Origin of the sequence: Mangrovibacterium lignilyticum, assembly GCF_010882175.1 — a bacterium.
In the GTDB taxonomy this organism is placed as follows: domain Bacteria; phylum Bacteroidota; class Bacteroidia; order Bacteroidales; family Prolixibacteraceae; genus Mangrovibacterium; species Mangrovibacterium lignilyticum.
The window spans coordinates 304,046-327,735 of sequence record NZ_WKLH01000001.1 but is presented as its reverse complement, the minus strand read 5'-3'; the positions used below and the strand labels follow the sequence as shown (position 1 = coordinate 327,735).

Here is a 23,690-nt window from a genome sequence, read left to right as displayed (position 1 = left end):
AAATTAAAGGTTTATCGGTTTCTGCGAATTAACTGAACAACGTTTTCAACATGGTGAGTATGAGGGAACATATCCACCGGCTGTATTTTGCTTACCTGGTAGGCTTCGTCCAGCAGGGCCAGGTCGCGGGCTTGCGTGGCCGGGTTGCAGCTTACATAAACAATTTTTTCGGGCGAAGCGGACAGGATGGTTTTCACCACATCCTCGTGCATTCCGGCGCGCGGCGGATCGGTAATAATTACCTCGGGCTTCCCGTGCTCGCGGATGAAGGCTTCGTTTAAGACGTTCTTCATATCGCCGGCAAAAAACAGGGTATTGTCGATCTCATTGATGGCCGAGTTTATTTTGGCATCCTCAATGGCTTCCGGAACATACTCAATGCCGACAACCTTTTGCGCCTTTTTGGCCACAAAGTTCGCGATGGTCCCTGTGCCGGTATATAAATCGTAGACAATCTCGTCACCTTTTAATTCAGCAAAATCGCGGGTAACTTTATACAGTTCGTAAGCTTGTTCCGAGTTGGTTTGGTAAAAGCTTTTCGGGCCGATCTTGAAGCGAAGGCCTTCCATTTCCTCGAAAATATGATCAGGTCCTTTATAACTGATAATCTCCTGGTCCGAAATCGTATCGTTTGCCTTCGAGTTGATGACATACATAATCGATGTAAGTTCCGGAAACTGATTGGCAACGGCATTCAGCAAACCGATTCTTGCTTCTTCGTCTTCGTGATAAAACGAGACAATAAGCATATTTTCGCCGGTCGATGAGGTGCGAACAATCATGTTGCGTAAAAAACCTTCCTGCTGACGGATATCAAAGAACGTCAGTTCATTTTTCAACGCGTAGTCGCGAATGAAATTACGAAGGGGATTGGACGGGTCGGGTTGCAACCAGCATTTATCGATGTTGATAATCTTATCGAACAGGCCGGGAATGTGAAATCCCAACGCATTCATTTTGCTTTGGTCCATTTCCTGGTCCATTTCTTCAAATGTCAGCCAGCGTTTGTTCGAAAAGCTAAATTCGAGCTTATTGCGGTAAAAGGTATCTTTGGCCGATCCCAAAATCGGAGAAATCTCCGGAAGTTCGATGCGTCCAAGGCGACGTAGCTGGTCGGCAACTTGTTTTTGCTTGTAAAAGAGTTGTTTTTCGTAAGGAAGAAATTGCCATTTACAACCGCCGCATGTTCCAAAGTGGCTGCAAAAGGCTTCCTGCCGGTCCGGCGATTTTTTGTGGATCCTGGTCACGCGGGCTTCCATATAGCTTTTGCGTTTCTTGGTAACCTGCAAGTCGACAACATCTCCCGGAATAACGTGGGTGGTGAATACCACCATGTCGTTTACACGGGCAATCGCTTTGCCTTCGGCGCCAATATCAGTTATCTCAACTTCTTCAAAAAGTGGCTTGTTTTTTCTGCTTCTTCCCATTGAAAATAAATTTGTGCAAAAATAGCGAAATAGGCGAAACCAAAAACAAATCAGCGATGTTTGGCTCAAGGATAAAGATGAATTCGAATATTAATGGCATGCTATCGAAAAGTAATGCTGGTTCAATTCTACTTTTCTTTCATAATTCATATTTTTGTTATTCATATTAAGTGGAAGTTATGAAAAAACGCTATCTCATTCCGGGAATACTGGTCCTGGTAATTGGCATTGTTCTCATTTTTCTCTCATCAATAGTCAAAAACTACGTGAATAAAAACGGCGAAGAGCTGGTTGGCCGAAAGGTTAGCATCAGCGATTTGCATTTCGACTACCTGAATGTTGCTGTAACAGTCAGTGATTTGGTGGTCTACGAAAAGAACGCGGTCGACAGTTTTCTTTCTGTGCGGGAGCTGGAAGTCGATTTTAGTCCCTGGAAATTATTTCGGAAAGAGTATTCTTTTTCAAAAATATCGGTTGTCGATCCGCTCATTAGTGTTGAGCAGTACCACGAGGGCTATAATTTTACAGATTTGATACCGGAAGCCGATACTACCGTTGCCGCAGAAAGCACGAGCGACGAACTGGTCCGGTTCAGCTTATACAATATTAGTTTAACGAACGGCGAGATTCGTTTGTACGACCAGCCGGTGGAGAACCGCATTGCCGTTACAAACCTCAATTTTGACCTGCCCTTAATCGCCTGGGACAACAAGCAATCGAACGTTGGCGCGGAGTTCAGCCTTGGCGACCAGGGATTGGTACAGGTGAAGGCGCTGGTTGACAACGAGGCGGCGACTTACGAAATTGATATCAATACCAAAGACATTCAAATTAACCCGTTGGGCAATTACATGCGGGATTTTGTGGATGTGCAGTCGATAAATGCCCTGTTGACATCGGATATAAAGATTAACGGAAGCATGGACGACCTGATGAATATTGAGGTGACCGGTTCAGGGCAATTGAACGACATTTCGGTGATCGATGCGCAGGGGGAGACGGTTCTTGCCATTCCTGAAGCGCGCACTCGCATAAAAAACATCAATCTGAAGACGTTCAGCTTCGATTTCTCGTCATTCGAGATCGACGAGCCCGAACTATTGATTACGCGAAGCAAAGAAACGACCAATATGGAGCGCCTGTTTGCGCCTTACCTGGCTTCCGATACCACGCAGTCCGTTCAGGTTACGGTTGAAAAAGGCGACGAGGTGACGACATCGTACGCCATCGATACGCTGATTGTGAACAAAGGAAAACTTCGCTTTGTCGATAATACACTGAACCGAAAATGCCAGGTCGATCTGACGGATCTGGACGTGAACCTGCAAAACCTGTCCGATAATTCAACCAATATTCCGATTGCGTTCTCGTCGAACATTAACAAGTCGGGCTACATAAAAGGAACGACGAAATTGAACCTGACGGACATGTACGACTTTCTGCTGGAAGCGAAACTGACCAATCTCGACCTGGTGAGTTTTTCGCCCTATTCGGAATATTACATTGCTTCACCATTTACGCAGGGTTGGTTCAACTACGACATCATGGTGAAAATGGGCGGTGGCAAGTTGAATAACGAGAATGACATACACGTTGGTGAACTCGAGTTCGGAAAGAAAACCAGCGATAAGCCTTATATGAAGGTGCCGATTCGCCTGGGGCTTTACGTGATGAAGGATGCCAACGATAACATTGACATCAATATGCCGGTTACCGGATCGACAGATGATCCGAAATTTAAGCTGGGGAAAATTATATGGGGAGCCTTCCTGAATGTGCTGTCCAAAGCGGCCTTGTCGCCGTTTAAGGCGATGTCGGGTTTGGTGGGAACCGATCCGGAGAAGCTGGAGTACCTGCAATTGGCGTATGTTCAGGATTCGCTCGAGGAAAAACAAATTGAGACGTTGCAATCGTTGAGCAAAATTATGCATCGGAAACCGGAGTTGCTGGTCAGCTTTATTCAGCGGACAAATGAGCAGCTTGAAAAGGAAAAATTGGCGGTGAAACTGGCAAAAACAAAATTCATGGCCGAAGGCAGCGAAGCCGAATGGCCGGCAGATGACGATCAGAAGTTCATGCGCTTTTTAACCAATCAACTGCCGGGAGCTGATACGCTGGGCGTTGAAATGGCATGTTCGAAATATATTCCGGTGACCGATGTTGATGTGGCTTTTGGCGACTTGCTGAACACCAGGAATACAATGATAAAGAACTATTTCACCGAGCAAGGCATTCCGGCGGAAAACGTGCATGTTAGCACAGCCGATTTGGAAAACCTGCCGGCAGAGATCCGTCGTCCCGAATTTAAAGTTGAAGTGTCGTTGAAATAAGTCCTGTTGTCCCGGCTTGCTGCACGGGAACGCACCTTTCCATGCGATTTTTGTCGCCGAAATTTTCGACAGGCCCGTTTGGGGTCTTTTCATGCCGTCGAAAATTTCGACAGGCCCAAACGGACTCATTTCATGCTGTCGAAAATTTCGACGGGTCCAAACGGACTCTTTTCATGCTGTCGAAAATTTCGAAAGGGTGAAACGGACTCATTTGGTGCTTTCGAAAATTTCGACAGCTCGAAACGGGCTCTTTTGGCGCTTTCGAAAATTTCGACGACACTTTGGAGCTGTTCACGAGCTAATCGAGCAGGTCCATCAGCCGGAAAAGCAGTTGGTTGTTGGCTCCCATTCGCGGGTAATTGGCGCGAATGATCGTTTTATCCTGAACGAAACGATCATCTTTCAACTCGCCGCCAACATGTTCCAGCATGCCTTCCAAACTTTCTTCGGTAACTTCCAGGTGAAACTGTAAAGCCAGAACCTTGTTGCCAATTACAAACGATTGGTTGGGGCAGGCTTCCGAATAAAACAGGTGGCTTGCCTGTGGCGGAATGTCGAAGGTGTCGCCATGCCAGTGAAAGACGATGGTTTCATGCTGAAAATCGCGCAGCAGCTGTTCGTCCTTCGCTCCGGCCGTTTTAACAATGGGGAACCAGCCAATCTCTGCAAACGTGTTCGGATAAATACGCTGTCCCAAAGCGCTGGCAATGAGTTGCGATCCCAGGCAAATGCCAACCACCGATTTGCCCCGTTCAACTGCTTCGTTAATTGTGGCCTTTTCGGCGTTCAACCACGGGTATTGTTCGTCATCGTTAACACTCATCGGGCCGCCCATTACTACCAGGCGGTCAAAGCTGTCGAGCGCCGGGATTTCAAACTCAGGTTCATAGAAACGGGTGTACGCAACGGTGCAGTTGTTTTGTTCGAACCAGTTGGTCAGACAGCCGGGGCCTTCAAACAACACATGCTGGAATACGTGAATGCGGAGTGGTTTCATGCTGTTGTAATTTGAAAAGCCGAAGATACGAATTTGATGGCTTTCATGCTTTGGCAGATCACGGCATCTTGTCGCAATCTTTGGATGTTTCTGTTATCTTTGCACTTCAAATTTTTAGTTTGCTTATGATTTCGGTTGATCAGTTAGTTGTGAGTTTTGGTGGTTACGATTTATTCAAGGGAGTATCTTTTCTGATTACTCCCAAGGACCGTATTGGTCTGACGGGAAAAAACGGCGCCGGAAAATCAACGCTATTAAAGATTCTGGCCGGGAAACAATTGCCTTCCGAAGGTACTGTTGCCCAACCCAAGGACGTTCGTATTGGTTACCTGCCACAGCACATGGTTGTTTCGAATACCAAGTCGGTTTTTGAAGAAACCCGTACTGCTTTCGACGAGATTCTGTCGATGAAACACGAAATAGAGCGACTGAATAATGAAATTGCTACCCGCGAAGATTACGAGTCGGATAGTTACATGAAGTTGATTCACGATGTAACCGACCTGAACGATCGCTACCTCATGTTTGGCGGGACAAATATGGAGGCCGAAATTGAACAGACCCTGAAAGGCCTCGGATTTGAGCGGAAGGACTTCACCCGGCAAACATCGGAATTTAGCGGGGGCTGGCGCATGCGGATTGAGCTGGCCAAGATTCTGTTGCGGAAACCGGATGTATTTTTGCTCGATGAGCCAACCAATCACCTCGACATTGAATCCATTCAGTGGCTCGAAGATTTTCTGAGCAACTACAGTGGCGCGGTGGTACTGGTATCGCATGATAAAGCCTTTTTGGACAATGTGACCAACCGCACCATCGAGATTTCGATGGGACGCGCTTACGACTATAAAGCCAACTACTCGCGCTATCTGGAATTGCGCAAGGAAAATAAGGAAACGCAGCTGGCGGCTTATCGCAATCAGCAAAAACTGATTGAGGAGACCGAGCAGTTTATCGAGCGTTTTCGGTATAAAGCGACCAAGGCTGTGCAGGTTCAGTCACGTTCAAAAATGTTGGATCGTCTGGATCGCATCGAAGTTGAAGAAGATGATAATTCACGCTTAAATATCAAATTCCCACCAGCCATTCGTTCCGGTACAATCGTCGCCGAATGTAAGGGTTTGTCGAAAAGTTACGGCGATTTTGAAGTGCTGAACGATATTGACCTGGTCATTGAGCGGGGTGATAAAGTGGCCTTTGTGGGTAAAAACGGTGAAGGTAAAACCACCTTGGCGCGGGTTATTCTGAATGAACTGGATCATACCGGCGATCTCAAAATAGGGCACAACGTGAAGGTGGGTTATTTTGCGCAAAATCAGGCGCAGTTGATGGATGAAAATCTGTCGGTGCTGGAAACAATCGATCAAATCGCAGTGGGGGATGTTCGCACAAAGATTCGCGATATTCTCGGTGCGTTCATGTTTTCAGGCGAAGATGTGGATAAGAAAGTGAAGGTGCTATCCGGGGGCGAGCGAACCCGTTTGGCCATGATCCGCCTGATGCTGGAACCTGTCAACTTTTTGGTGATGGACGAACCGACCAACCACCTGGATATGCGTTCGAAAGAAATGCTGAAGCAAGCACTGGCCGAATATGACGGAACCGTTTTGGTTGTTTCGCACGACCGGGAATTTTTGGATGGGTTGGTCAATTGTGTTTATGAGTTCCGCCACAAGAAGGTGAAACAGCACCTGGGGGGCATTTACGATTTTCTGCAAAAGAAAAAGCTGGAATCGCTGAAAGAGCTGGAGCAGAAAACGGTGAACAACCAATCGGTCGCTAAAGCGGAAAAAAAGCCTGCCGCAGAGGAAAACAAGTTGAGTTACGAGGAGCGGAAAGAAATTAATAAGTCCATCACCCGCCTCGAGAAGTCTATCGAACAAGCGGAAACCCGGATTGCCCGGCTGGAGGATGACATTGCAGCAATGGATGCAAAAATGGCTGATCCGGAGAACCTGAATGATTCCTCGATTTTCGAAAGCTATGAGCAATTGAAAAGGGATTTGGAAAAGGTGATGGAGCAATGGGCTGAGTACACCGAGGAACATGAACAATTGGTAAAACAAAAGAACTGGTAGTTCGGGCAGAAATAAAATACACCGGCAAATCAAAACAGAACAAAATTAAATGAAAGACGCAAAACAAAAATCAGACGATATGATTTTCGGCATTCGTGCCGTCATCGAAGCCATCAATTCAGGTAAAGAAATTGACAAAGTGTTGTTGCAGAAGGGGGAGAGAAGCGACTTGTTCAAAGAAGCTTTCGATCTGATCCGTCAGCATGACATTCCTTTTCAATACGTTCCGATTGAAAAATTGAACCGTATTACCCGGAAAAATCACCAGGGTGTCATCGCTTTTGTGTCGCCGGTAACCTTTTATGATATTGAGAATTATTTGCCGACGCTTTTCGAAGAAGGTAAAATTCCAACCATTCTGGTGTTGGATCAGGTGACTGATGTGCGCAACTTCGGAGCGATTGTTCGTACGGCTGAATGTGCCGGTGTTGATGCCGTTTTGGTGCCTGATAGAGGAGCGGCCCGAATTAATGCAGATGCCGTAAAAACCTCGGCAGGGGCTTTACACCTTGTACCGGTTTGTCGCACCAAGGATTTGAAAAAGTCAATTTTATTTCTGCAACAATCGGGATTGAAGATTATTGCAGCTACTGAAAAGTCTTCCGAGAATTATGTTAAAACAGATTATTCCGGACCAGTTGCCATTGTTATGGGCTCGGAGGAGTTCGGCATTGACTGGCAGATTTTGGATTTGGCAGATGATCGGGTACAAATTCCGATTTTGGGTAAGATTCAATCGCTAAACGTATCAGTTGCTGCCGGTCTTCTGGTTTATGAAGTTGTCCGGCAGCGGGCCGATCTTAATAAGTGATCGGCACCTGACGTTTGAAAGTTTCTTCGAGCGAAATAAAAGTTTCGGTGCTGGATACACCTGATATTTTTTGAACTTTATCGCTCAGGATTTCTTTTAAGTGCTCATTGTCGCGTGCGTATACCTTAACGAAAATGGCATATTGACCTGTCGTGTAATGGCATTCAACAATTTCGGGAATTGCTTGAAGCATTGACGCTACATCTTCATAATATCCACCTTTTTCGAGGAAAACACCGACGTAAGTGCATGTTTTATAATCCACTTTTTTGGGGTCGATATGATAACCGGAGCCGGTAATGACGCTCATCTCAATCATGCGGTTGACACGTTGGTGAACGGCGGCTCTAGATACGCCAACTTCTGCTGCTACATCTTTAAAAGGAATACGGGCATTCTTGGTTATAATGTCAAGAATGTGTAAGTCTATTTGATCCAGATTGTTTCTTAATGTCATAATGTAAAAAAATCGAGGTTCATGTGATGGGTTAAAAATAAGAATTATTTAGCAAATGGAAATTATTTCTGTTGATAAACTTTCATTTTGATTGAAAGTTTAAAAATGAGGTAATTTTTTTCATATCATTCATATATAGGTGTTTATGAGGCGCGGCTTTTGAAACATTGTTAAGAATGTGACAAAAATCAGAAATAATCCTTTCAGATAGTAGTTCAAGTTTTGATTTTAGTTTTGAAATGCTATTTTTGCATTCGTAAAAGTGTCAAATTGATATTGGCTGAAGATATTCAATTTGAGCTTCTTTCTAAAAATTGTAGGATTCTTAACTATTTGACATTATGAAAAATGCTAATCTAAGTTGGCTTTTCATTCTATTGCTATTGATTGTCGTCAGTATAGCCGGTGTATTTGTGCCCAGTGGGTTTGGAGGTCTTGATGATCCAAACATTGTACCTGGTGATGTTGCCTGGATGTTGACGGCTACTGCCTTGGTATTATTGATGACTCCCGGACTTGCTTTCTTTTACGGGGGAATGGTTAATCCCAAAAACATTTTATCGACGATGTTGCAAAGTTATATTGCAATGGGCGTTATTAGTGTTGTTTGGGTTTTAGTCGGTTTCAGCTTGGCTTTTGGTGATAGTATTGGTCCGGAAGGGTATGGTCTTTTCGGAAATCCAGCCACGTTTTTTCTGTTTCACAACGTTTGTGGGGCAACCGATCCAAACCTTAGTCCAACGATTCCATTGGCCTTGTTTGCCATGTTTCAGTTGAAGTTCGCGATTATTACTCCTGCCCTAATCACAGGTTCTTTCGCCGGGCGGGTACGTTTCCGTGCCTACATGTTATTCATGGTTTTATTTACCGTATTTATATATGCTCCGCTTTGTCATTGGACATGGCATCCGAATGGCTTCCTGAGAAATTGGGGTGTGCTTGACTTTGCAGGGGGTACAGTAGTACATATGTCTGCCGGTTTCGCTGCACTTGCGGGTGCGATCTTTTTGGGAAAAAGAAAAGATTTCGGAACTGAGATGAAGCCCGCTAATATTCCTTTTGTCTTATTGGGTGCAGGGATGCTATGGTTCGGTTGGTTTGGTTTTAATGCCGGATCAGCATTGGGAGCTAATTCAACAGCTGCGTTGGCACTGATGAATACAAATACTGCTTCGGCCGCAGCCATGTTGGCTTATCTCTTTTACGATATGGCTAAAGGTAAAAAGCCAACTGGAATGGGAGCCGCAATTGGTTTGGTTGTTGGTTTGGTCGCCATTACCCCTGCTGCTGGTTTTGTGAATGTAGGTTCAAGTTTGTTTATTGGTGTAGCTGCTGCTATTGTCAGTAACATTGCGATTGAGCTTCGTTCGAAAACACGCCTGGATGATACGCTTGACGTTTTCCCGGCTCATGGTATGGGTGGTATTGTAGGTATGCTATTGACATCTGTTTTCGCACAAGACGTCGGTTTAATCCATGGTGATCCAACTACTTTCCTTTTCCATTTACTGGCTTTGGTTATCGTAGGTGTGTTTACTTTTGGTGGTTCAATGCTAATGTATAAAATTACGGATATGATTGTTTCATTGCGCGTTTCTCCGCAAGCCGAAAAGGTAGGCTTGGATATTAGTCAGCACAATGAATCGTATGATTTTGAATATAAAAGCGACAGTAAGCTTTAACGGGTCGCTCTTTTATATGCTCGAAACTCCCCTTGTCTCCGGGGAGTTTTTTTTGCTCTAAACTTTGGGGTACAAAAAAAACGCTCAGAAACCTGAGCGTTTTTTATATGGAGTAAAACTTGATACTACTTAATAGCGACTTGACGTTTGAAATCCATTTCCAACGAAATGAAAGTTTCAGTGCGGGCAATGCCTTCAATTTCCTGAAATGCTTCGTCGATTAATTTCTTCAGATGTTTGTTTGTTTTAGTCTGAATTTTGACGAAAATCGCATACTGACCTGTTGTGTAGTGACATTCAACGACTTCTGGGATGTTTCGAAGTGCTTTTGCTACCTCCGTGTGGTATTTTGCTTTTTCAAGATACACGCCCATATAGGCGCATGTATTGTATCCCAATTTGGACGGGTTTACAATGAATTCGCTTCCTGAAACAACCCCCAGGTTTAACAAGCGTTGAACGCGTTGGTGAATTGCAGCACCGGAAACTCCACATTCCCGGGCAACCTCTAAAAATGGAATACGAGCGTTCTTGGTAATAAGTCGCAGGATTTTTTCATCCAGTTCATCAATCTGTGGTAGGGGTTCAATATAATCTTGATTCATCGTGAAATTTTAATAAGTTTCTTTTATAAGAAATTGAAATTTGTAAGTATAAAAATACGATAAATGCTAAATAATTTTATCAATTATTCCTTTAATTGTAATCTAATGTGTTGAATAAATTAAGAAATGAAAAACTAAATTCTCATTTTAGCGGGCGCAAATGTAGAATAATTTTATTGAAATGTAAATGATAATTTCTCTGTTCAGATCAAAATAGAAGGTGTCGTCAGGTTATTTATGCTGAATGAATGCCAGATTCTTCCCCAACTCATTCACATCATGACCGCTCGGGTTCTGGAAAACCTGTAATCCAAACTCAGGCAGGATCGCTAAAACGTGGTCAAATATGTCTGCCTGAATACCTTCATAATTGGCCCAAATCTGGTCTTTGCTAAAGACATAAATTTCAATCGGAAGTCCCAATTCTGTCGGTTGCAAATGGCGAACAAGAAAGGTCATATCTTGATGAATATTGGGATTCTGCTTGAGATACGCTTCCATATAATGACGAAAAATTCCGAGGTTGGTTTGTCGTCTGCCATTGTAAGTGTCACCTTCTTCAATTTTTAATTTTTTATTGAAAGCCTGGATGTCTTCCTGTTTGGTTTTTATGTAATCTTTTAAAAGGTAAAAATGGCTGAGTCTTTCAAGCATTGCTGCATCGCAAAATCGAACACTTTTCATGTCAAGGTTGATGGAGCGCTTAATACGCCGACCACCTGATTCTTCCATCCCTGCCCAATTGTTGAAGGATTCGGATACCAGGGCGTAAGTCGGAATGGTCGTGATGGTTTTATCCCAGTTTTGCACTTTTACTGTATTCAGAGTAATGTCGATCACTGTTCCATCAGCGTTGTGACTGCGCATCTCAATCCAGTCGCCGGGTTTCAACATTTTATTGGCGGAAAGCTGGATACTGGCAACAAATCCCAAAATTGAATCTTTAAAAATTAACAGCAACACGGCCGCCATGGCTCCTAAACCCGCAAAAATACCGAGGGGTGACTCGTTGATCAGAATAGAAATACCGAAAATGACTGCTAAGAAGATGATCACAATCTGCAACAACTGTATATAGCCTTTAATGGATCGGGTTGCGGCGTAAGGTGTTGTCTGATAAATATCGTTGGCTGCGTTTGATGCCCGAAGAAACGACATCGCGAAGATGATTACAAAGTAGACCTCGGATATGATGCTCAATATGTCGGTGACGATTTCGATATCTGAGAAATCGTGAGCGGCATAGACAATTAATGCAGAAGGAATATGTGCCAAAGCACTAAAGAACTTTCGCTTAATTAGAAAATCATCCCATTCTGTTTTTGTTTTTTGGACAAAGCGGTGAATTAGCGAAAGCAGAATTGTTCTGGTTAGCAGTTGCGCAAGGATTGCAACGACTAATAACAGAAGTACTGCAATGGACACCGATAAAATAGTGGCCGATTGTTGGGGAGTCCCCATCTCCGAGAAAATTGAAAAAATCCAATTCTGAAACTGTTTCATGATTTTTGCCTTTGCTTAAATCAATTATTTGTAGGTATTTTAAAAGCTCAAAATTAATAAAAACACGAGATTATGATACGATTCTCCTTGATATTGCTTGTTCTTGCTTTTCCGGTAATGACAAAGGCGCAGGTTTCATTCCAAAAATACTTTGAACCCAGAACATTGCGGGTTGATTTCACTTTAGCCGGCGATGCAGACAATACCGAATTATTTTTTGAGCAGATGAAAAAACAAGGTCCCTGGGCCGGATCCAGAACAAATTTGGTTGATGAAAAGAATTACGGAAACTTCCGTTGCCAGCTCATCGACGAAAAAGGAGGGGACGTGATTTTCTCCAGGGGGTTTAGTTCGTTATTTCAGGAATGGCAAACGACTCCGGAGGCAAAAAAAATTAAACGAAGTTATTACCAGGTAATGTTGATGCCTTACCCCAAAAAGAAGGTAAAGCTGGTTGTTGAACGACGGACCTGGGAAGGCGGGTATGAAGAATTACTTCAAACCGAAATTGATCCGGACGACTATTTCATAGTTGAGGAAGAGGCACCCGATTATCCGGTCGAAACTATTTTGGAAAACGGCAAGCCCGAAAATAAGGTCGACCTGGTTTTTGTGCCGGAAGGATATACCAAAAGCGAGATGGATAAATTTCAAAAAGACATTAAGCGATTGACTGATTACCTGTTCAGCATGCCTCCATATGATCAGCATAAAGGTGACTTCAACTTTTACGCAGTTTTAGTTCCCTCTGCTGAGTCAGGAACCGATATTCCGGGGGATGGAATTTATAAAAATACGGTATTCAACTCTAATTTTTACACCTTCGATTCGGAGCGTTATCTGACAACAAGAGATTTAAAATCGATTCATGATGCAGCAGCAGGAGCTACATACGATCAGGTCTATGTACTGGTTAATTCGGAGAAGTACGGTGGTGGTGGTTTCTATAATTACCTGAATTTAACGACGGTTGATAATGAACGTTCTCCGCAGGTTTTTGTGCACGAGTTTGGGCATGGTTTTGCCGGACTAGCCGATGAGTATTATTCTTCGCAGGTCTCGTATGAAGAGTTTTACAATTTAAAGGTTGAACCTTGGGAGCCCAATATTACAACGTTGGTTGACTTTGATGCCAAGTGGAAGGACATGATCGACGAAGGTACTCCTCAGCCAACGCCTCGTACTGCAAAGTATGATCAGAAAGTTGGATTGTTTGAAGGAGGGGGATATACAGCGAAAGGGATCTACAGCCCGGTGGTGGACTGCCGCATGAAAACGAATGAAGCAGTAGGTTTTTGCCCGGTATGCTCGAAAGCTATTGAGGAAACAATTCGTTCGTATTGCGAATAGTGAGAGGTTTACCAATTCCAGGTTTCAAATTTCCGAGCTGAGCGGGATTTAGATTTTAGCTCGCGTAAAGCGCATTACTCCTCAAATGGCGCTACTTCTCTTTCTGGAAATATGGCTGCAATGAACGAAAAAAATAGTAATTTTAATTAGGTCAATCTTTTAATAAGATGAGTCGTATTTCGCGCAGGGAAACATTAAGATTATTGGGATATTCAGTGGGAGGGAGCATTCTGATGCCGATACCAACTTGGGCAAAGGATTTAGGATTGCTGACTGATATCCAGGTAAGAGGTATTTATTTACCTGGTTGGAAGGGAGTAACCCGCACACGAATCCAGAAGGTTGTCGATTTCCTGGTCGCTAATAAGCTGAATACATTGATGATTGATGTGAAAAATGCACTCGGTGAGCTTTTTTATCAACCTGAATCTGAATTGGCACTTAGAATAGGGGCCCAGGTCAGTACGATCGATGGGCATAAGCGAAGCCTGGATTTGGACTATTTAGTTAGTGAATCCCATAAGCGCTATATACGGATTATTGCCCGTCATACCATGTTTGTTGATAAAGCCCTTTATAAAGGCGTTCCCGAGTTTGGTTTGGCTATTGGGCATAACCAGTATTGGGTGGATATGGGAGACGACGATGTTGTCGATTATGATCTCGAGCTGCTTTCCCAAGAGGCTAAATTCGGTTTTGATGAAATTGTTCTGGATTACATCCGGTATCCGGACCTACCTGGTTTTGGAAAGGAAGATGACAGGTGCGATCGGATTGACCGCGTTGCACAGTTGGTACAGAGAATACTGAAGGGGGCAAATGTGCAGCTTGGGCTGCAGGTCTTTGGTTACTCGGCTTGGTCTCATTATAAATCGAATGTGGGGCAACGTATCGAAACGCTTCAACACTATGCGGATAGGATCTATCCTATGCTTTATCCTTCTCATTTTTACGGTGGCACTATGGGTTTTGCCAGGCCGGAAGAACATCCGTTTGAAATAATCAGTATGGGTTACCGCGAAGCTGTTGCCAAGATCACTACTGATTGCCAAATAATTCCAATGATTCAGGGTTTTTCCTATTCTCCCGAACAAATAGCGCAACAAATCAAAGCAGTGCGAAAGCAGAACATGCCAGGCTTCATTAGTTGGAATCCTGCCGGGAATCACAGAAAGCTGGCTTTTGCCTTGGAGTTGTTCTAAAAAGCATGGAGTAAGGTTCATTCTGGCAGTCCGTTAGTCGGTACTTTGTACCACTTATTTACCGGGGTGGGTGGCGCGTAGTTTTTCAGGTATTCCATAGCGTCGTCACCGTTGGCCGCTACAAAATATAAATCGCGGTATGCGGGTTTGGCGAAATTCTCGTCGAATGATCGTTCGAACTGCCGGAAAAGGTCATCGTAAAACCCGTTGGTATTTAAAAATACAACGGCTTTGTTGTGATAGTCCAATTGCTTCAACGTAATGACTTCCAGTATTTCCTCCAGTGTGCCAAAACCACCGGGGAGCGCAACAAAGGCATCTGATAGTTCGCGCATCAAAGCTTTTCGCTCCATCATGTCTTTGGTGATGTAAAGCTCCTTGGCGTGCTCCGAGACCAATTTATGTCCCTGTAGCTTTTCAGGAATAATGCCAATGGTATGTGCTCCTTTTTCGTTGGCTTTATCCAACATTTCGTGCATTAAACCAACATTGGCGGCGCCGTTTACCAGGGTTTGACCCTGTTCGCCAATCAGGCGAGCCAGTTTGATGGCTTCGTCAACGTACACTTGAGCGAGTGCATTACTGGATGATGCAAAAACACAGATTTTCATAACCGCTTAATTTTGATCGAATGAAAAATGCCACCCTTTTGAGGTGACATTTTTTATTTTGTTATTTGTATTAAACATCGATATTGGCATAAACCGCATGATCTTCGATGAACTGGCGTCGTGGCGGAACTTCGTCACCCATCAGCATGCTGAAAATATGATCAGCTTCAGCGGCATTTTCAATGGTTACCTGGCGCAATGTCCGGCGTTCCGGATCCATGGTGGTTTCCCATAGCTGTTCGGCGTTCATCTCACCAAGACCTTTGTATCGTTGGGTGTGCACGCTTGATTCTTTACCATCGGCCCAAAGTTCAATCAGTCGAAGACGTTGTTGTTCGTTCCAGGCGTATTCCTCTTTTTTACCCTTCTTAATCAAATACAAAGGAGGAGTGGCGATATAAAGATATCCGTTTTTAATCAGGTCTTGCATATAGCGGAAGAAGAAGGTCATAATCAATGTGGCAATGTGGCTTCCGTCCACGTCGGCATCGGTCATGATAATGATCTTGTGATAACGCAGTTTCTGGAGGTTAACAGCTTTTGAATCTTCTTCAGTACCGATGGTTACACCCAATGCTGTGTATATATTGCGAATTTCTTCACTTTCAAAAACTTTGTGTTGCATGGCCTTTTCCACGTTCAGGATTTTACCACGAAGTGGAAGGATGGCCTGAAAGCGGCGGTTACGGCCTTGTTTTGCTGTACCACCTGCCGAGTCTCCCTCGACCAGGTAAACTTCGCATTGTGAAGGATCCTTATCGGAGCAGTCTGCCAGTTTTCCGGGCAACCCACCACCAGACATGACGTTTTTACGTTGAACCAATTCGCGTGCTTTACGGGCAGCGTGACGGGCAGTTGCAGCCAAAATCACTTTATTAACAATCGCTTTGGCTGATTTTGGATTTTCTTCCAGATAGTTGGCCAACATTTCACTGACAGCTTGGTCAACGGGAAGGCTGATTTCTGAGTTACCCAATTTTGTTTTCGTCTGTCCTTCGAACTGAGGTTCCTGTACTTTTACAGAAACAACAGCGGTCAAGCCTTCACGGAAGTCGTCACCACTGATATCGAACTTCAACTTGCTAAGCATGCCGGATGTTTCGGCATAGCCCTTCAGCGTACGTGTCAATCCACGACGGAAGCCGGTAAGATGAGTACCACCTTCTATGGTGTTAATGTTGTTAACGTATGAATGAATATTTTCGGTAAACGAAGTGTTGTAATGCAAGGCGATTTCAACAGGCACATCACCTTTTTCTGAGGAAATATGAATTGTTTCTTCGATTAGTTTTTCACGCGAAGCATCCAAATATTCAACGAACTCTTTCAATCCTGCGATTGAGAAGAAGCTTTCGAATTTGAATTCACCATTTTCATTTTGTTCACGCAGGTCTGTCAGGTTCAATCTGACGCCAGCGTTCAGGAATGCCAATTCGCGCAAACGAGCCGAAAGGATTTCATATTTATAGACTGTTGTCAGGAAGATGCTGTCATCGGGTTTGAAGGTAACGATCGTTCCGGTTTTATCGGTTTCACCAATTACTTTGGCCGGAGCCAGAGGCTTACCAATGCTGAATTCCTGTTCCCATATTTTACCTTCACGATGTACGGTTGCCTTTAAGCTGGTCGAAAGAGCGTTCACACAAGAAACACCAACCCCGTGCAAACCACCGGATACTTTGTAACTGTCTTTGTCGAACTTACCACCCGCGTGAAGGACTGTCATTACAACCTCAAGTGCCGATCTGTTTTCTTTGGTGTGAATTTCAGTCGGAATACCACGGCCATCATCTTTTACCGTGATTGAGTTATCTTCGTTAATAAAAACATCAATGTTGCTACAGTAACCGGCTAGTGCTTCATCAATCGAGTTGTCCACAACCTCGTAAACCAAATGGTGTAGACCTTTTTCATTCACATCGCCAATATACATCGCAGGGCGTTTGCGCACTGCTTCCAAACCTTCCAGTACCTGAATACTGTCAGCTGAATAATTGCCATTACCGTTTCCGTTTGCTGGCTTATTTTCTAATTCGCTCATTTATTAAATGTTTGGTTCTTCCTAAAAGTTTAAATATTCCATCAAGGCGCTAACCTATTGGATTTTGACTTCATCAGCTTTCAATGGAATGCTGACCGAATGTTTACCGGGAAAGTACCTGATTTCGGTGAATTGTTTCTGTAATTTCAAATCGTTTGTTTCATCTCCCGCAGTAACATGCAAATATAGCAAAAATACTGCTGCATAAGACCGGTTCTTGTCTCGAAAAGGCGAAAGTTTTCAACAAGAAATTAAAAATTAAATTTCAGAAAATCAGCTGTTTAATTCAATTCGTTGAATGTTCAGTGTTGGCGTGTTTTATACAACATCAAAATAGCCGGATTTAGAACGAAAAACTTGCTCCAATAAGGAGGTTGAGGCCTTGATTCATGTAGCCGGGGAAAAGCTCATATTTTTGAAACGTGATGTTGTTTGCCCGTCCCCAAAAGCTCAATTGATTTGTAAATTGGTACTCAACTCCGAAATTGAGGTCAATAACAGAATGCAGCTCGGTTACTTCATTGCTCGTCGTAATTGTGCTTGTTGCAAGGTTGTCGAGATCCTCGTGCGATGTTTGAATTAACGAGTTTCGTTTTCCAATAAAATAAGCGTCAGCGGTAAATCTTAGGGGGCCTTCAGGATCATAATAGAACGAAGCAGACGATTCGAAAGAGGGCTTTAGCCAGGCTTCCTGCAAAGAGTCTAACTTGTAGGAATGATATTTGGCCTGAAAACGAATATCCATTTCATTATTCAGCGTGTAATGCAACTCACCACCGAGGGAGAACTGCTTTACTTTGTCATATAGCACATCGAAGGTGTTGTTCTGATATAGACTGGTCGTTCCTCCTTGGGTAATTTCCTTGTTTTGGAGGTAGTAGAAATGTTGATCTTTACTATTGGCATAGTCTACCTGTAGGCCATAACTTAAATTGGGGATAAACTTACCTTTGATTCCTCCGGTGAGAATGTAGCGGTATTTTGTATTTTTGATGTTCTGATCCGGGGAAACGAAAGGATTTTCTTCCGCAATGACTGAATAGTTATTTTGCTGCAGGTAGCCATCCGTACCGGCGTATAGGGTCAGCACATTTTTTATCGGCATGTATTCAATTCTGGTATTTGGGGCAAGCATGTAGTCAATGTCCGCCTCTTTATCAAAAACGGTATAGCTATTAATACCCAGTTTGAATTTTAAAACCTCGGTGTCGAAAACAGCTGCCGGGTTGAATTTCAAAACCGTTTGGTTTCGCTTGTCTGTTTTTTCCGTGTTACTGAAGTACACACTGTCAGTTGAGCTGTAAGTTATTCCGGCATCTAAAACGCCTTCCATTAATTCAATTGGAGCTGTGAAATAACCATCCCAATTAACCAAGTGTTCGCGTTGCCCGGTTTGACTGCCAAAATACTGGTATTTCAGTCCGGTCTTAAAATTCATCGCTGCTCGTTTATCATACTTTTTCTCGTAGTCGATTGACACCCCGGCTTTGGGGAATGCTTGTTTCTCGTTCCACATCGGAATGTAGATCTCCTTTTGATCGTCTGGCAACTGTTCGCCGGTGTATCCATAATAACGGAATGATTTACGTTCGTAGAAAAGCTTTGTTTGAAGAATTCCGGATCGCAAGTCGTGTTTGGTGAAAAATTCAGCGACATTATTGTTGTCAGGAGCCTTTACTTTATCATCATTCTCCAGTTTAATTTTTCCGTTCGAAAGATGGCTTTTCAGGTGTAAGCCAATGCTGCTGTTTCGACCGGCTCTAGTATTGTAAAAGAATTCGCCGTACTGACTCATATAGTTGCCTGCGCCGAGTTTCAACAATCCACGGTTCAATGGCTCACCGGGTTCTGTCGTCATTTTTGCAGCCTGTACCGGTTCAACATTAAAGCTGGTGATCATGGGCTGCGTTTTGATTTGGTAGTCAAACACCGGTTTCTTGGCCGGAGGAGCGGCAATTTGTGGCTTGTCGTTTATTTTATAGGCATCCGAAATTGTCGGTGTGTAAGCTTTCACAACTTCAACCTCTTTCCGAAGTTGCGTGCTGTCTTGTTGTGCCGAAGCCACCAGCAAATTGAGTCCCAATAAGCCGGTTAATGCGAAATGTTTGAGATATTGTGTTTTCATTACGTCCCTAAATTGTTTCTTTTTCACTACTCTTTTGTGTCCTGATTGTTTTGCGGATCAATTTGCATTGGTTCCGGTTTTTGGGATTGTTCTTGTTTTTCGAGTTCTTCCAGGTGTTGGAGTTTGGCTTTGGCTGTATCAATAATTCCGTCGTTTTCTTCCGGATAATTTTCAATCATGCTCATCAGGGTGTGTTTGGCCTGAAACAGATCGCCTTTGCGCAGATAAATATCGGCAAGTAAAACGAAGCTTTTGGCTAACCAAAACTGATGAGGCGTATTTTTCGAAATGAAGTCCATGATTTCATTTTCGGCCCGCATGGTTTTATTTTGGTTGAAAAGAATTTCAGCCGTTTGATATTTTGCTTCAGCTCCTTCAGGTGTTTGGGTGTCTTCCCCCAGTTCCGTAAACAGCGGTAAGGCTTCTTGGGATTTGTCGGTTTGAAGGTACGATTTAGCCAATTTGAAATTGGCTTCCCTTTTCTGCATTTCCGATAGGTTTTCAGAGGACAGAACGTTTTGTGCCGCTTCGATAGTTGCAGAGAAGTTACCCAATTCGTATTGGCAGCGCATAATTCCGGCTCTTGCTTTCAAAAGGTTCCATTTATTGCCGGAATTCACCTCCAGTCGTTGGTAATGCATTAACGCCTGTGCGTAATTTGCTGCATTATATTGCAATTCGGCGGCACGCGATAGGGCTGCTTCGGTGAAAATATTGTCAGTTCGATCCAGTACTAGTTCGTAATCTTTTAGAGCTGCCGAGTATTGACCGTTATTGTATTTACTTTCCGCCAGGTAAAAGCGGGCATTCAGACTAAAACTTCCGTTCGGGTATGCTTGTAGGTAGTGCTCCAGCTGTTGACCTGCTTTCGGGTCTTTGCTCATAACCGATTTTTCTGCTGCGAGATAAGTTACAGAATCCTGTTCGCTGGCAGTAACCTGAACGTTGGAGCCTTGGCGTTTGGCATAGTTAAAGTAGGCATCAACATTATTCAACTCGATATAGTTGTTTTTGATCCCCAACATGGCAGCTTGAGCTTCTTCGCTATCCGGGTATTTCTCTGTAATCTGCTTGTAATAATTCATCGACTTGTTGTAGTCTGATTGGTTGTAGCTGATTAATCCCAATTGCAGCAAAGCTCTCGAACGATAGCTGCTTTGCGGGAATTCATCCAACAAATTCTTGTAATAGGAAATGGCAGTTTCCAATTGACTTTGGCGTTCGTAAGTCCTCCCAAGTTCATAAAGGGCGTCATCAACGTAAGCCGATGTCGGATAATCCTGAAGTAAAATTCGTAAGCTATTGATTTTCTGCTCTGGATGGCGTTGCACTCCTTCGCTCATTGCTTTTTGGAAAAGGGCATAGTCAGCATCGTAGCTATTTATGCTCAAAGCGTTGGCGTAATTGTTTGCCGAAGATGTGAAGTCTCGGCTGATGTAATTGCAATCCCCCAAGCGATTGAACGCATCAGCGAGTTTCTCATTTTTCTCGGGGCTGTTTTGAACGAATTTATTGAAAGCCAGAGTCGCCTGTTCGTAGTCTTTTAGCTTGAAATAGGCGTAGCCGAGGTTGTAGTTATAGTTTTGGTATTCGGGAGTTGTTTTTGCTGAAGGCATTTGACCGAAGCGCTCAAAGCCGTTAATGGCAGTTTGATAGTTGCCCAATTGGTAGTTGGCTTCGGCTTTCCAGAAAGTCGCTTTAGCTCGCAGTTCCGGATTGAATTCTCCGTTTTCCAGCGATGTGTTGAACCTTTCAATCGCTTCGGGATAGGCGAGATTATTAAGAAACTCGAGTCCACGATAGTAACTTACACGCTGATAAGCCTGGCGGATTGCTTGGTTTTTTACCTTTATTTTTTCGATGGAAGCTACAGCATCTTTGAAATTACTGGTGCTCATATACACCTGAACCAGGTAGTTGTAAGCGGCATCATTCCGTTCCGAGTTCGGATAAAGACTAATGTATTTATCGAAAGCGTTGATGGTTTCGTTGAAAGGGGAGTACGATAATTCGTAAGTAATCTTCGCATAATTGAACAAGGCATCTTCTTTGATCGTTTCGTCAAAATCCATCTCCGAAGCTGCTTCAAAAGCGATCCTTGCTTTGTTTTTATCGTCTGTGTGAATGTAGCAATCTGCCAGGTGATAGTAGGCGTTTTGAGCCATTTCATCTTTGCCGGCGGAAGCATACTCGAATGGCGTGATGGCTTTATCGTATTGTCCGGTGCGGTAATAGCAATAAGCAAATAAGTAATTTTCGTCGCGCTGGCGGCTTTTCGACGCGTCAAAGTAACGCTCTAAATGGGGAATCGCCTGGTCGAATTGTTGCAAATGGAAATAAGAACTACCAATGATTTTTGACAATTCAGGGAGTTGCTGTTTGTCGGCTTTTTGGATCAAAGGCTCAGCGAACTCAATGACCTCGGCATATCTTCCCTGCTTGTAATAAATCTGACTCATGTAAAAGGGGATAACCGGAGCAAAGGCGGGGTTGTTCTTCAATTGATCAAAAGCAGCAAGGGCATTGTCAAAATTATCGTTCATGTAATTGATGTGCCCCCAATAGTAAGTTGATTGAGGAGCATATTCAGAATTTCCCTTTCTGACCTTGTTGAATTCTTTTTCGGCTTCGTCGAAACGTTTAATTTGAAAAAGTGAATAACCATTTTGATAGCTAATCCGACTTTGGTCGTGGCGGGAAAAGCTGTATCTTGGAAGGTCCCGGTATAGTTTTACAACCTTCGAATATTTGCGGTCTTTAAACCAAGCATTGGCCAATTCAAAATTGGCAGCATCGGTATACGGACTTTGAGGATAGTCGCGTAGAAACTTTTCCATCCGGGGTTCGCTGTTTTTGGAATCAGTTCGCAAGCCGCAAAGAGCTTGGTAGTATATGGCTTCAGTGTTTATTTCAGAGCCTGCTTCGCTGTTTCTCTCAATCTGGGCAAAACATTCGCCGGCCGAAATAAACTGATTTTTGGCAAACAGGTCTTTGGCATTCTGAATGTCAGAAGAAGGCGATTGGTTATGAATTGTTTCCTGAGCGAAGGTGAGCGAAGAGAAGAGGCATATTGTAAGCGCGAACAACACGGATCTTGTTTTCATTAGCATGTTTTTAAAGGAACTGTAAAATTAGCATTAATGTTAGGCAGCCTACAAATATCCTGCCTGAGTTCTCAACAATTAACTGTTTATTGCAGCGCTTTATTACGCCGTTAATCAAAAAAACTTAGTTTTGTAGAGACCGGCAAAAAACTGAAGAATGCAAAATAATTCAATCATAAGCTTAAAAGGAGTTGATATTTTCCAACAAGATAATCTGGTTTTGGCTGATGTCCATTTGGATGTTCGTCCGGGCGAATGGGTTTACCTGATAGGTAAAGTTGGAAGTGGAAAGTCAAGTCTGATTAAGGTAATCAGTGCCGAACTGGATATTTTTAACGGAGAGGCCTATGTTGCAGGTTATAACTTGCGTAGGTTGAAAAACAAAGAAGTTCCGTTTCTGCGTCGGAAAATTGGGGTTGTATTTCAGGATTTCCGGTTATTGACGGACCGAACTGTTCGCGACAACCTTGTATTTGTATTGAAAGCTACCGGTTGGAAAAATGAGAAGGCAATCAACGATCGAATCAGGGAAGTGATGGAACGGGTAGGGATGATGCATAGCCTGAATCGAATGCCTCATGAATTGTCAGGTGGCGAGCAACAGCGCATTGTTATTGCCCGGGCTATTTTAAATGAACCGGATATCATTTTGGCAGATGAGCCAACCGGAAATCTTGATCCGGAGACCTCTGCAGACTTAATGAAAATTTTTCGTGATCTAAACCGGCGAGGAAAGACAATTTTGATGGCCACCCATGATTACCAGCTAATTGAAAAGTACAAAGCGAAAACGTTGCTTTGTGCTGACTTGAAGCTCAGTAACCCGGATCGCGAACAACTTGAGCTCGATTTTTCAGAATTGGTGGACAAAAAAAAATGATGTTTTAAAGAAACTTCAGTTCCTTCAAAACATCATCACTCGCTTTTACAGCTTCCAACTACTCTGCAATAACAGTGTCAGGCATAGCAACTTCAATCGAGTCTACAGCCATTTCAACAGAGTCAACTACTGCTTCCACAGTTTCTTCAACCATTGGTTCTGTTGCTTCTTCAGCAGGTTTTGTCGTTTTTGAACCACAAGAAGCCATAATGGCCATGATGCCAAGTAAAAAGATAATCTTCTTCATAATAAATAAGGGTTTAACTTGTAAATAATTCAGGGTAAATATAACACGTAATACAGTTGCCAAATTAGTTAAAAGAATAATTCAGTTCGCATTTCGAAGAAAAAAAACAGAAAAATTATCGAAATGATTGAAGATCTTTCCAATTGTTTGACAAATGGATATTGGCTGAAGTGTGCTGCCGGGCAAAAATGAACAGCTTTTTGTAAGTTTATGTGCTAAAAAACGAATTTTTGAAAAGGA

General features: G+C 43.3%; 17 protein-coding genes. 7 read left to right on the top strand and 10 right to left on the bottom strand.

The window, feature by feature from the left end:
- Nucleotides 1–11 precede the first annotated feature (11 nt).
- A complete protein-coding gene (gene rlmD / locus GJV22_RS01120; RefSeq protein WP_163707501.1) occupies nucleotides 12–1,427 on the bottom strand; it encodes a 23S rRNA (uracil(1939)-C(5))-methyltransferase RlmD in 1,416 nt (471 codons plus the stop codon).
- 179 nt (nucleotides 1,428–1,606) lie between these two features.
- Between rlmD and GJV22_RS01115 the strand changes: the two genes are divergently transcribed.
- Complete coding sequence (locus GJV22_RS01115; RefSeq protein WP_163707498.1) at nucleotides 1,607–3,757, top strand: DUF748 domain-containing protein; 2,151 nt, start codon at nucleotides 1,607–1,609, stop codon at nucleotides 3,755–3,757.
- Between the two features lie 298 nt (nucleotides 3,758–4,055).
- On the opposite strand, the gene GJV22_RS01110 is transcribed toward GJV22_RS01115, so the two are convergent.
- Nucleotides 4,056–4,754, bottom strand: coding sequence for a type 1 glutamine amidotransferase (locus tag GJV22_RS01110; protein ID WP_163707496.1), 699 nt, complete (start codon nucleotides 4,752–4,754; stop codon nucleotides 4,056–4,058).
- A gap of 11 nt (nucleotides 4,755–4,765) precedes the next feature.
- On the opposite strand from GJV22_RS01110, the gene GJV22_RS01105 reads away from it, so the two are divergent.
- Nucleotides 4,766–6,832 (top strand): ABC-F family ATP-binding cassette domain-containing protein, encoded by a 2,067-nt coding sequence (locus GJV22_RS01105; RefSeq protein ID WP_262888201.1) that lies wholly within the window; start codon nucleotides 4,766–4,768, stop codon nucleotides 6,830–6,832.
- A gap of 49 nt (nucleotides 6,833–6,881) precedes the next feature.
- Nucleotides 6,882–7,643: a 23S rRNA (guanosine(2251)-2'-O)-methyltransferase RlmB gene (gene rlmB, locus GJV22_RS01100; protein WP_163707494.1), complete on the top strand. Its 762-nt coding sequence runs from the start codon at nucleotides 6,882–6,884 to the stop codon at nucleotides 7,641–7,643.
- Here the strand turns inward: rlmB and GJV22_RS01095 are convergent.
- Nucleotides 7,633–8,100 (bottom strand): Lrp/AsnC family transcriptional regulator, encoded by a 468-nt coding sequence (locus GJV22_RS01095; protein WP_163707491.1) that lies wholly within the window; start codon nucleotides 8,098–8,100, stop codon nucleotides 7,633–7,635. The two genes, rlmB and GJV22_RS01095, sit on opposite strands and share 11 nt — an antisense overlap.
- Nucleotides 8,101–8,441: 341 nt before the next feature.
- Here GJV22_RS01095 and GJV22_RS01090 point away from each other — a divergent pair, with 341 nt between their 5' ends.
- The gene (locus GJV22_RS01090; RefSeq protein WP_163707488.1) at nucleotides 8,442–9,782 is read left to right on the top strand and encodes an ammonium transporter; all 1,341 of its coding nucleotides are present in this window, start codon (nucleotides 8,442–8,444) and stop codon (nucleotides 9,780–9,782) included.
- Between the two features lie 125 nt (nucleotides 9,783–9,907).
- Here the strand turns inward: GJV22_RS01090 and GJV22_RS01085 are convergent, their stop codons facing one another.
- Together GJV22_RS01085 and GJV22_RS01080 are read right to left on the bottom strand one after the other, a co-directional pair.
- A complete protein-coding gene (locus GJV22_RS01085; RefSeq protein ID WP_163707484.1) occupies nucleotides 9,908–10,387 on the bottom strand; it encodes an Lrp/AsnC family transcriptional regulator in 480 nt (159 codons plus the stop codon).
- 231 nt (nucleotides 10,388–10,618) lie between these two features.
- Nucleotides 10,619–11,890, bottom strand: a complete 1,272-nt coding sequence (locus GJV22_RS01080) for a mechanosensitive ion channel family protein (RefSeq protein WP_238480254.1) — start codon at nucleotides 11,888–11,890, stop codon at nucleotides 10,619–10,621.
- A 72-nt stretch (nucleotides 11,891–11,962) separates the two neighbouring features.
- On the opposite strand from GJV22_RS01080, the gene GJV22_RS01075 reads away from it, so the two are divergent.
- Both GJV22_RS01075 and GJV22_RS01070 read left to right on the top strand, forming a co-directional pair.
- Entirely contained in the window at nucleotides 11,963–13,240 is a 1,278-nt protein-coding gene (locus GJV22_RS01075; RefSeq protein ID WP_163707482.1) for a M64 family metallopeptidase, read from the top strand.
- 167 nt (nucleotides 13,241–13,407) lie between these two features.
- Entirely contained in the window at nucleotides 13,408–14,442 is a 1,035-nt protein-coding gene (locus GJV22_RS01070) for a putative glycoside hydrolase (protein ID WP_163707480.1), read from the top strand.
- Nucleotides 14,443–14,459: 17 nt separating this feature from the next.
- Here GJV22_RS01070 and GJV22_RS01065 read toward each other — a convergent pair whose 3' ends face one another.
- The 4 genes from GJV22_RS01065 to GJV22_RS01050 form a co-directional block, all read right to left on the bottom strand.
- Nucleotides 14,460–15,053 carry an LOG family protein gene (locus GJV22_RS01065; RefSeq protein WP_163707477.1) on the bottom strand — a complete coding sequence of 198 codons (594 nt, stop codon included), beginning with the start codon at nucleotides 15,051–15,053 and terminating at the stop codon, nucleotides 14,460–14,462.
- Between the two features lie 70 nt (nucleotides 15,054–15,123).
- Nucleotides 15,124–17,094 (bottom strand): DNA topoisomerase (ATP-hydrolyzing) subunit B, encoded by a 1,971-nt coding sequence (gene gyrB / locus GJV22_RS01060; protein WP_163707474.1) that lies wholly within the window; start codon nucleotides 17,092–17,094, stop codon nucleotides 15,124–15,126.
- A 343-nt stretch (nucleotides 17,095–17,437) separates the two neighbouring features.
- Nucleotides 17,438–19,219: a hypothetical protein gene (locus GJV22_RS01055; RefSeq protein ID WP_163707471.1), complete on the bottom strand. Its 1,782-nt coding sequence runs from the start codon at nucleotides 19,217–19,219 to the stop codon at nucleotides 17,438–17,440.
- A gap of 26 nt (nucleotides 19,220–19,245) precedes the next feature.
- Nucleotides 19,246–22,323, bottom strand: a complete 3,078-nt coding sequence (locus GJV22_RS01050) for a tetratricopeptide repeat protein (protein WP_163707468.1) — start codon at nucleotides 22,321–22,323, stop codon at nucleotides 19,246–19,248.
- Nucleotides 22,324–22,480: 157 nt separating this feature from the next.
- Here GJV22_RS01050 and GJV22_RS01045 point away from each other — a divergent pair, with 157 nt between their 5' ends.
- Nucleotides 22,481–23,203, top strand: a complete 723-nt coding sequence (locus GJV22_RS01045; protein WP_163707465.1) for a cell division ATP-binding protein FtsE — start codon at nucleotides 22,481–22,483, stop codon at nucleotides 23,201–23,203.
- 58 nt (nucleotides 23,204–23,261) lie between these two features.
- Here GJV22_RS01045 and GJV22_RS01040 read toward each other — a convergent pair whose 3' ends face one another.
- Nucleotides 23,262–23,450, bottom strand: a complete 189-nt coding sequence (locus tag GJV22_RS01040) for a hypothetical protein (RefSeq protein WP_163707462.1) — start codon at nucleotides 23,448–23,450, stop codon at nucleotides 23,262–23,264.
- Nucleotides 23,451–23,690 lie beyond the last annotated feature (240 nt).

Coding starts and splice junctions, on each gene's coding strand:
- GJV22_RS01115 (WP_163707498.1), top strand. CDS start 1,607: ATGAAAAAACGCTATCTCATTCCGGGAATACTGGTCCTGGTAATTGGC.
- GJV22_RS01080 (WP_238480254.1), bottom strand. CDS start 11,890: ATGAAACAGTTTCAGAATTGGATTTTTTCAATTTTCTCGGAGATGGGG.
- GJV22_RS01050 (WP_163707468.1), bottom strand. CDS start 22,323: ATGAAAACAAGATCCGTGTTGTTCGCGCTTACAATATGCCTCTTCTCT.
- GJV22_RS01085 (WP_163707484.1), bottom strand. CDS start 10,387: ATGAATCAAGATTATATTGAACCCCTACCACAGATTGATGAACTGGAT.
- GJV22_RS01055 (WP_163707471.1), bottom strand. CDS start 19,219: ATGAAAACACAATATCTCAAACATTTCGCATTAACCGGCTTATTGGGA.
- gyrB (WP_163707474.1), bottom strand. CDS start 17,094: ATGAGCGAATTAGAAAATAAGCCAGCAAACGGAAACGGTAATGGCAAT.
- GJV22_RS01095 (WP_163707491.1), bottom strand. CDS start 8,100: ATGACATTAAGAAACAATCTGGATCAAATAGACTTACACATTCTTGAC.
- GJV22_RS01040 (WP_163707462.1), bottom strand. CDS start 23,450: ATGAAGAAGATTATCTTTTTACTTGGCATCATGGCCATTATGGCTTCT.
- GJV22_RS01065 (WP_163707477.1), bottom strand. CDS start 15,053: ATGAAAATCTGTGTTTTTGCATCATCCAGTAATGCACTCGCTCAAGTG.
- rlmD (WP_163707501.1), bottom strand. CDS start 1,427: ATGGGAAGAAGCAGAAAAAACAAGCCACTTTTTGAAGAAGTTGAGATA.
- GJV22_RS01090 (WP_163707488.1), top strand. CDS start 8,442: ATGAAAAATGCTAATCTAAGTTGGCTTTTCATTCTATTGCTATTGATT.
- GJV22_RS01075 (WP_163707482.1), top strand. CDS start 11,963: ATGATACGATTCTCCTTGATATTGCTTGTTCTTGCTTTTCCGGTAATG.
- rlmB (WP_163707494.1), top strand. CDS start 6,882: ATGAAAGACGCAAAACAAAAATCAGACGATATGATTTTCGGCATTCGT.
- GJV22_RS01045 (WP_163707465.1), top strand. CDS start 22,481: ATGCAAAATAATTCAATCATAAGCTTAAAAGGAGTTGATATTTTCCAA.
- GJV22_RS01110 (WP_163707496.1), bottom strand. CDS start 4,754: ATGAAACCACTCCGCATTCACGTATTCCAGCATGTGTTGTTTGAAGGC.
- GJV22_RS01070 (WP_163707480.1), top strand. CDS start 13,408: ATGAGTCGTATTTCGCGCAGGGAAACATTAAGATTATTGGGATATTCA.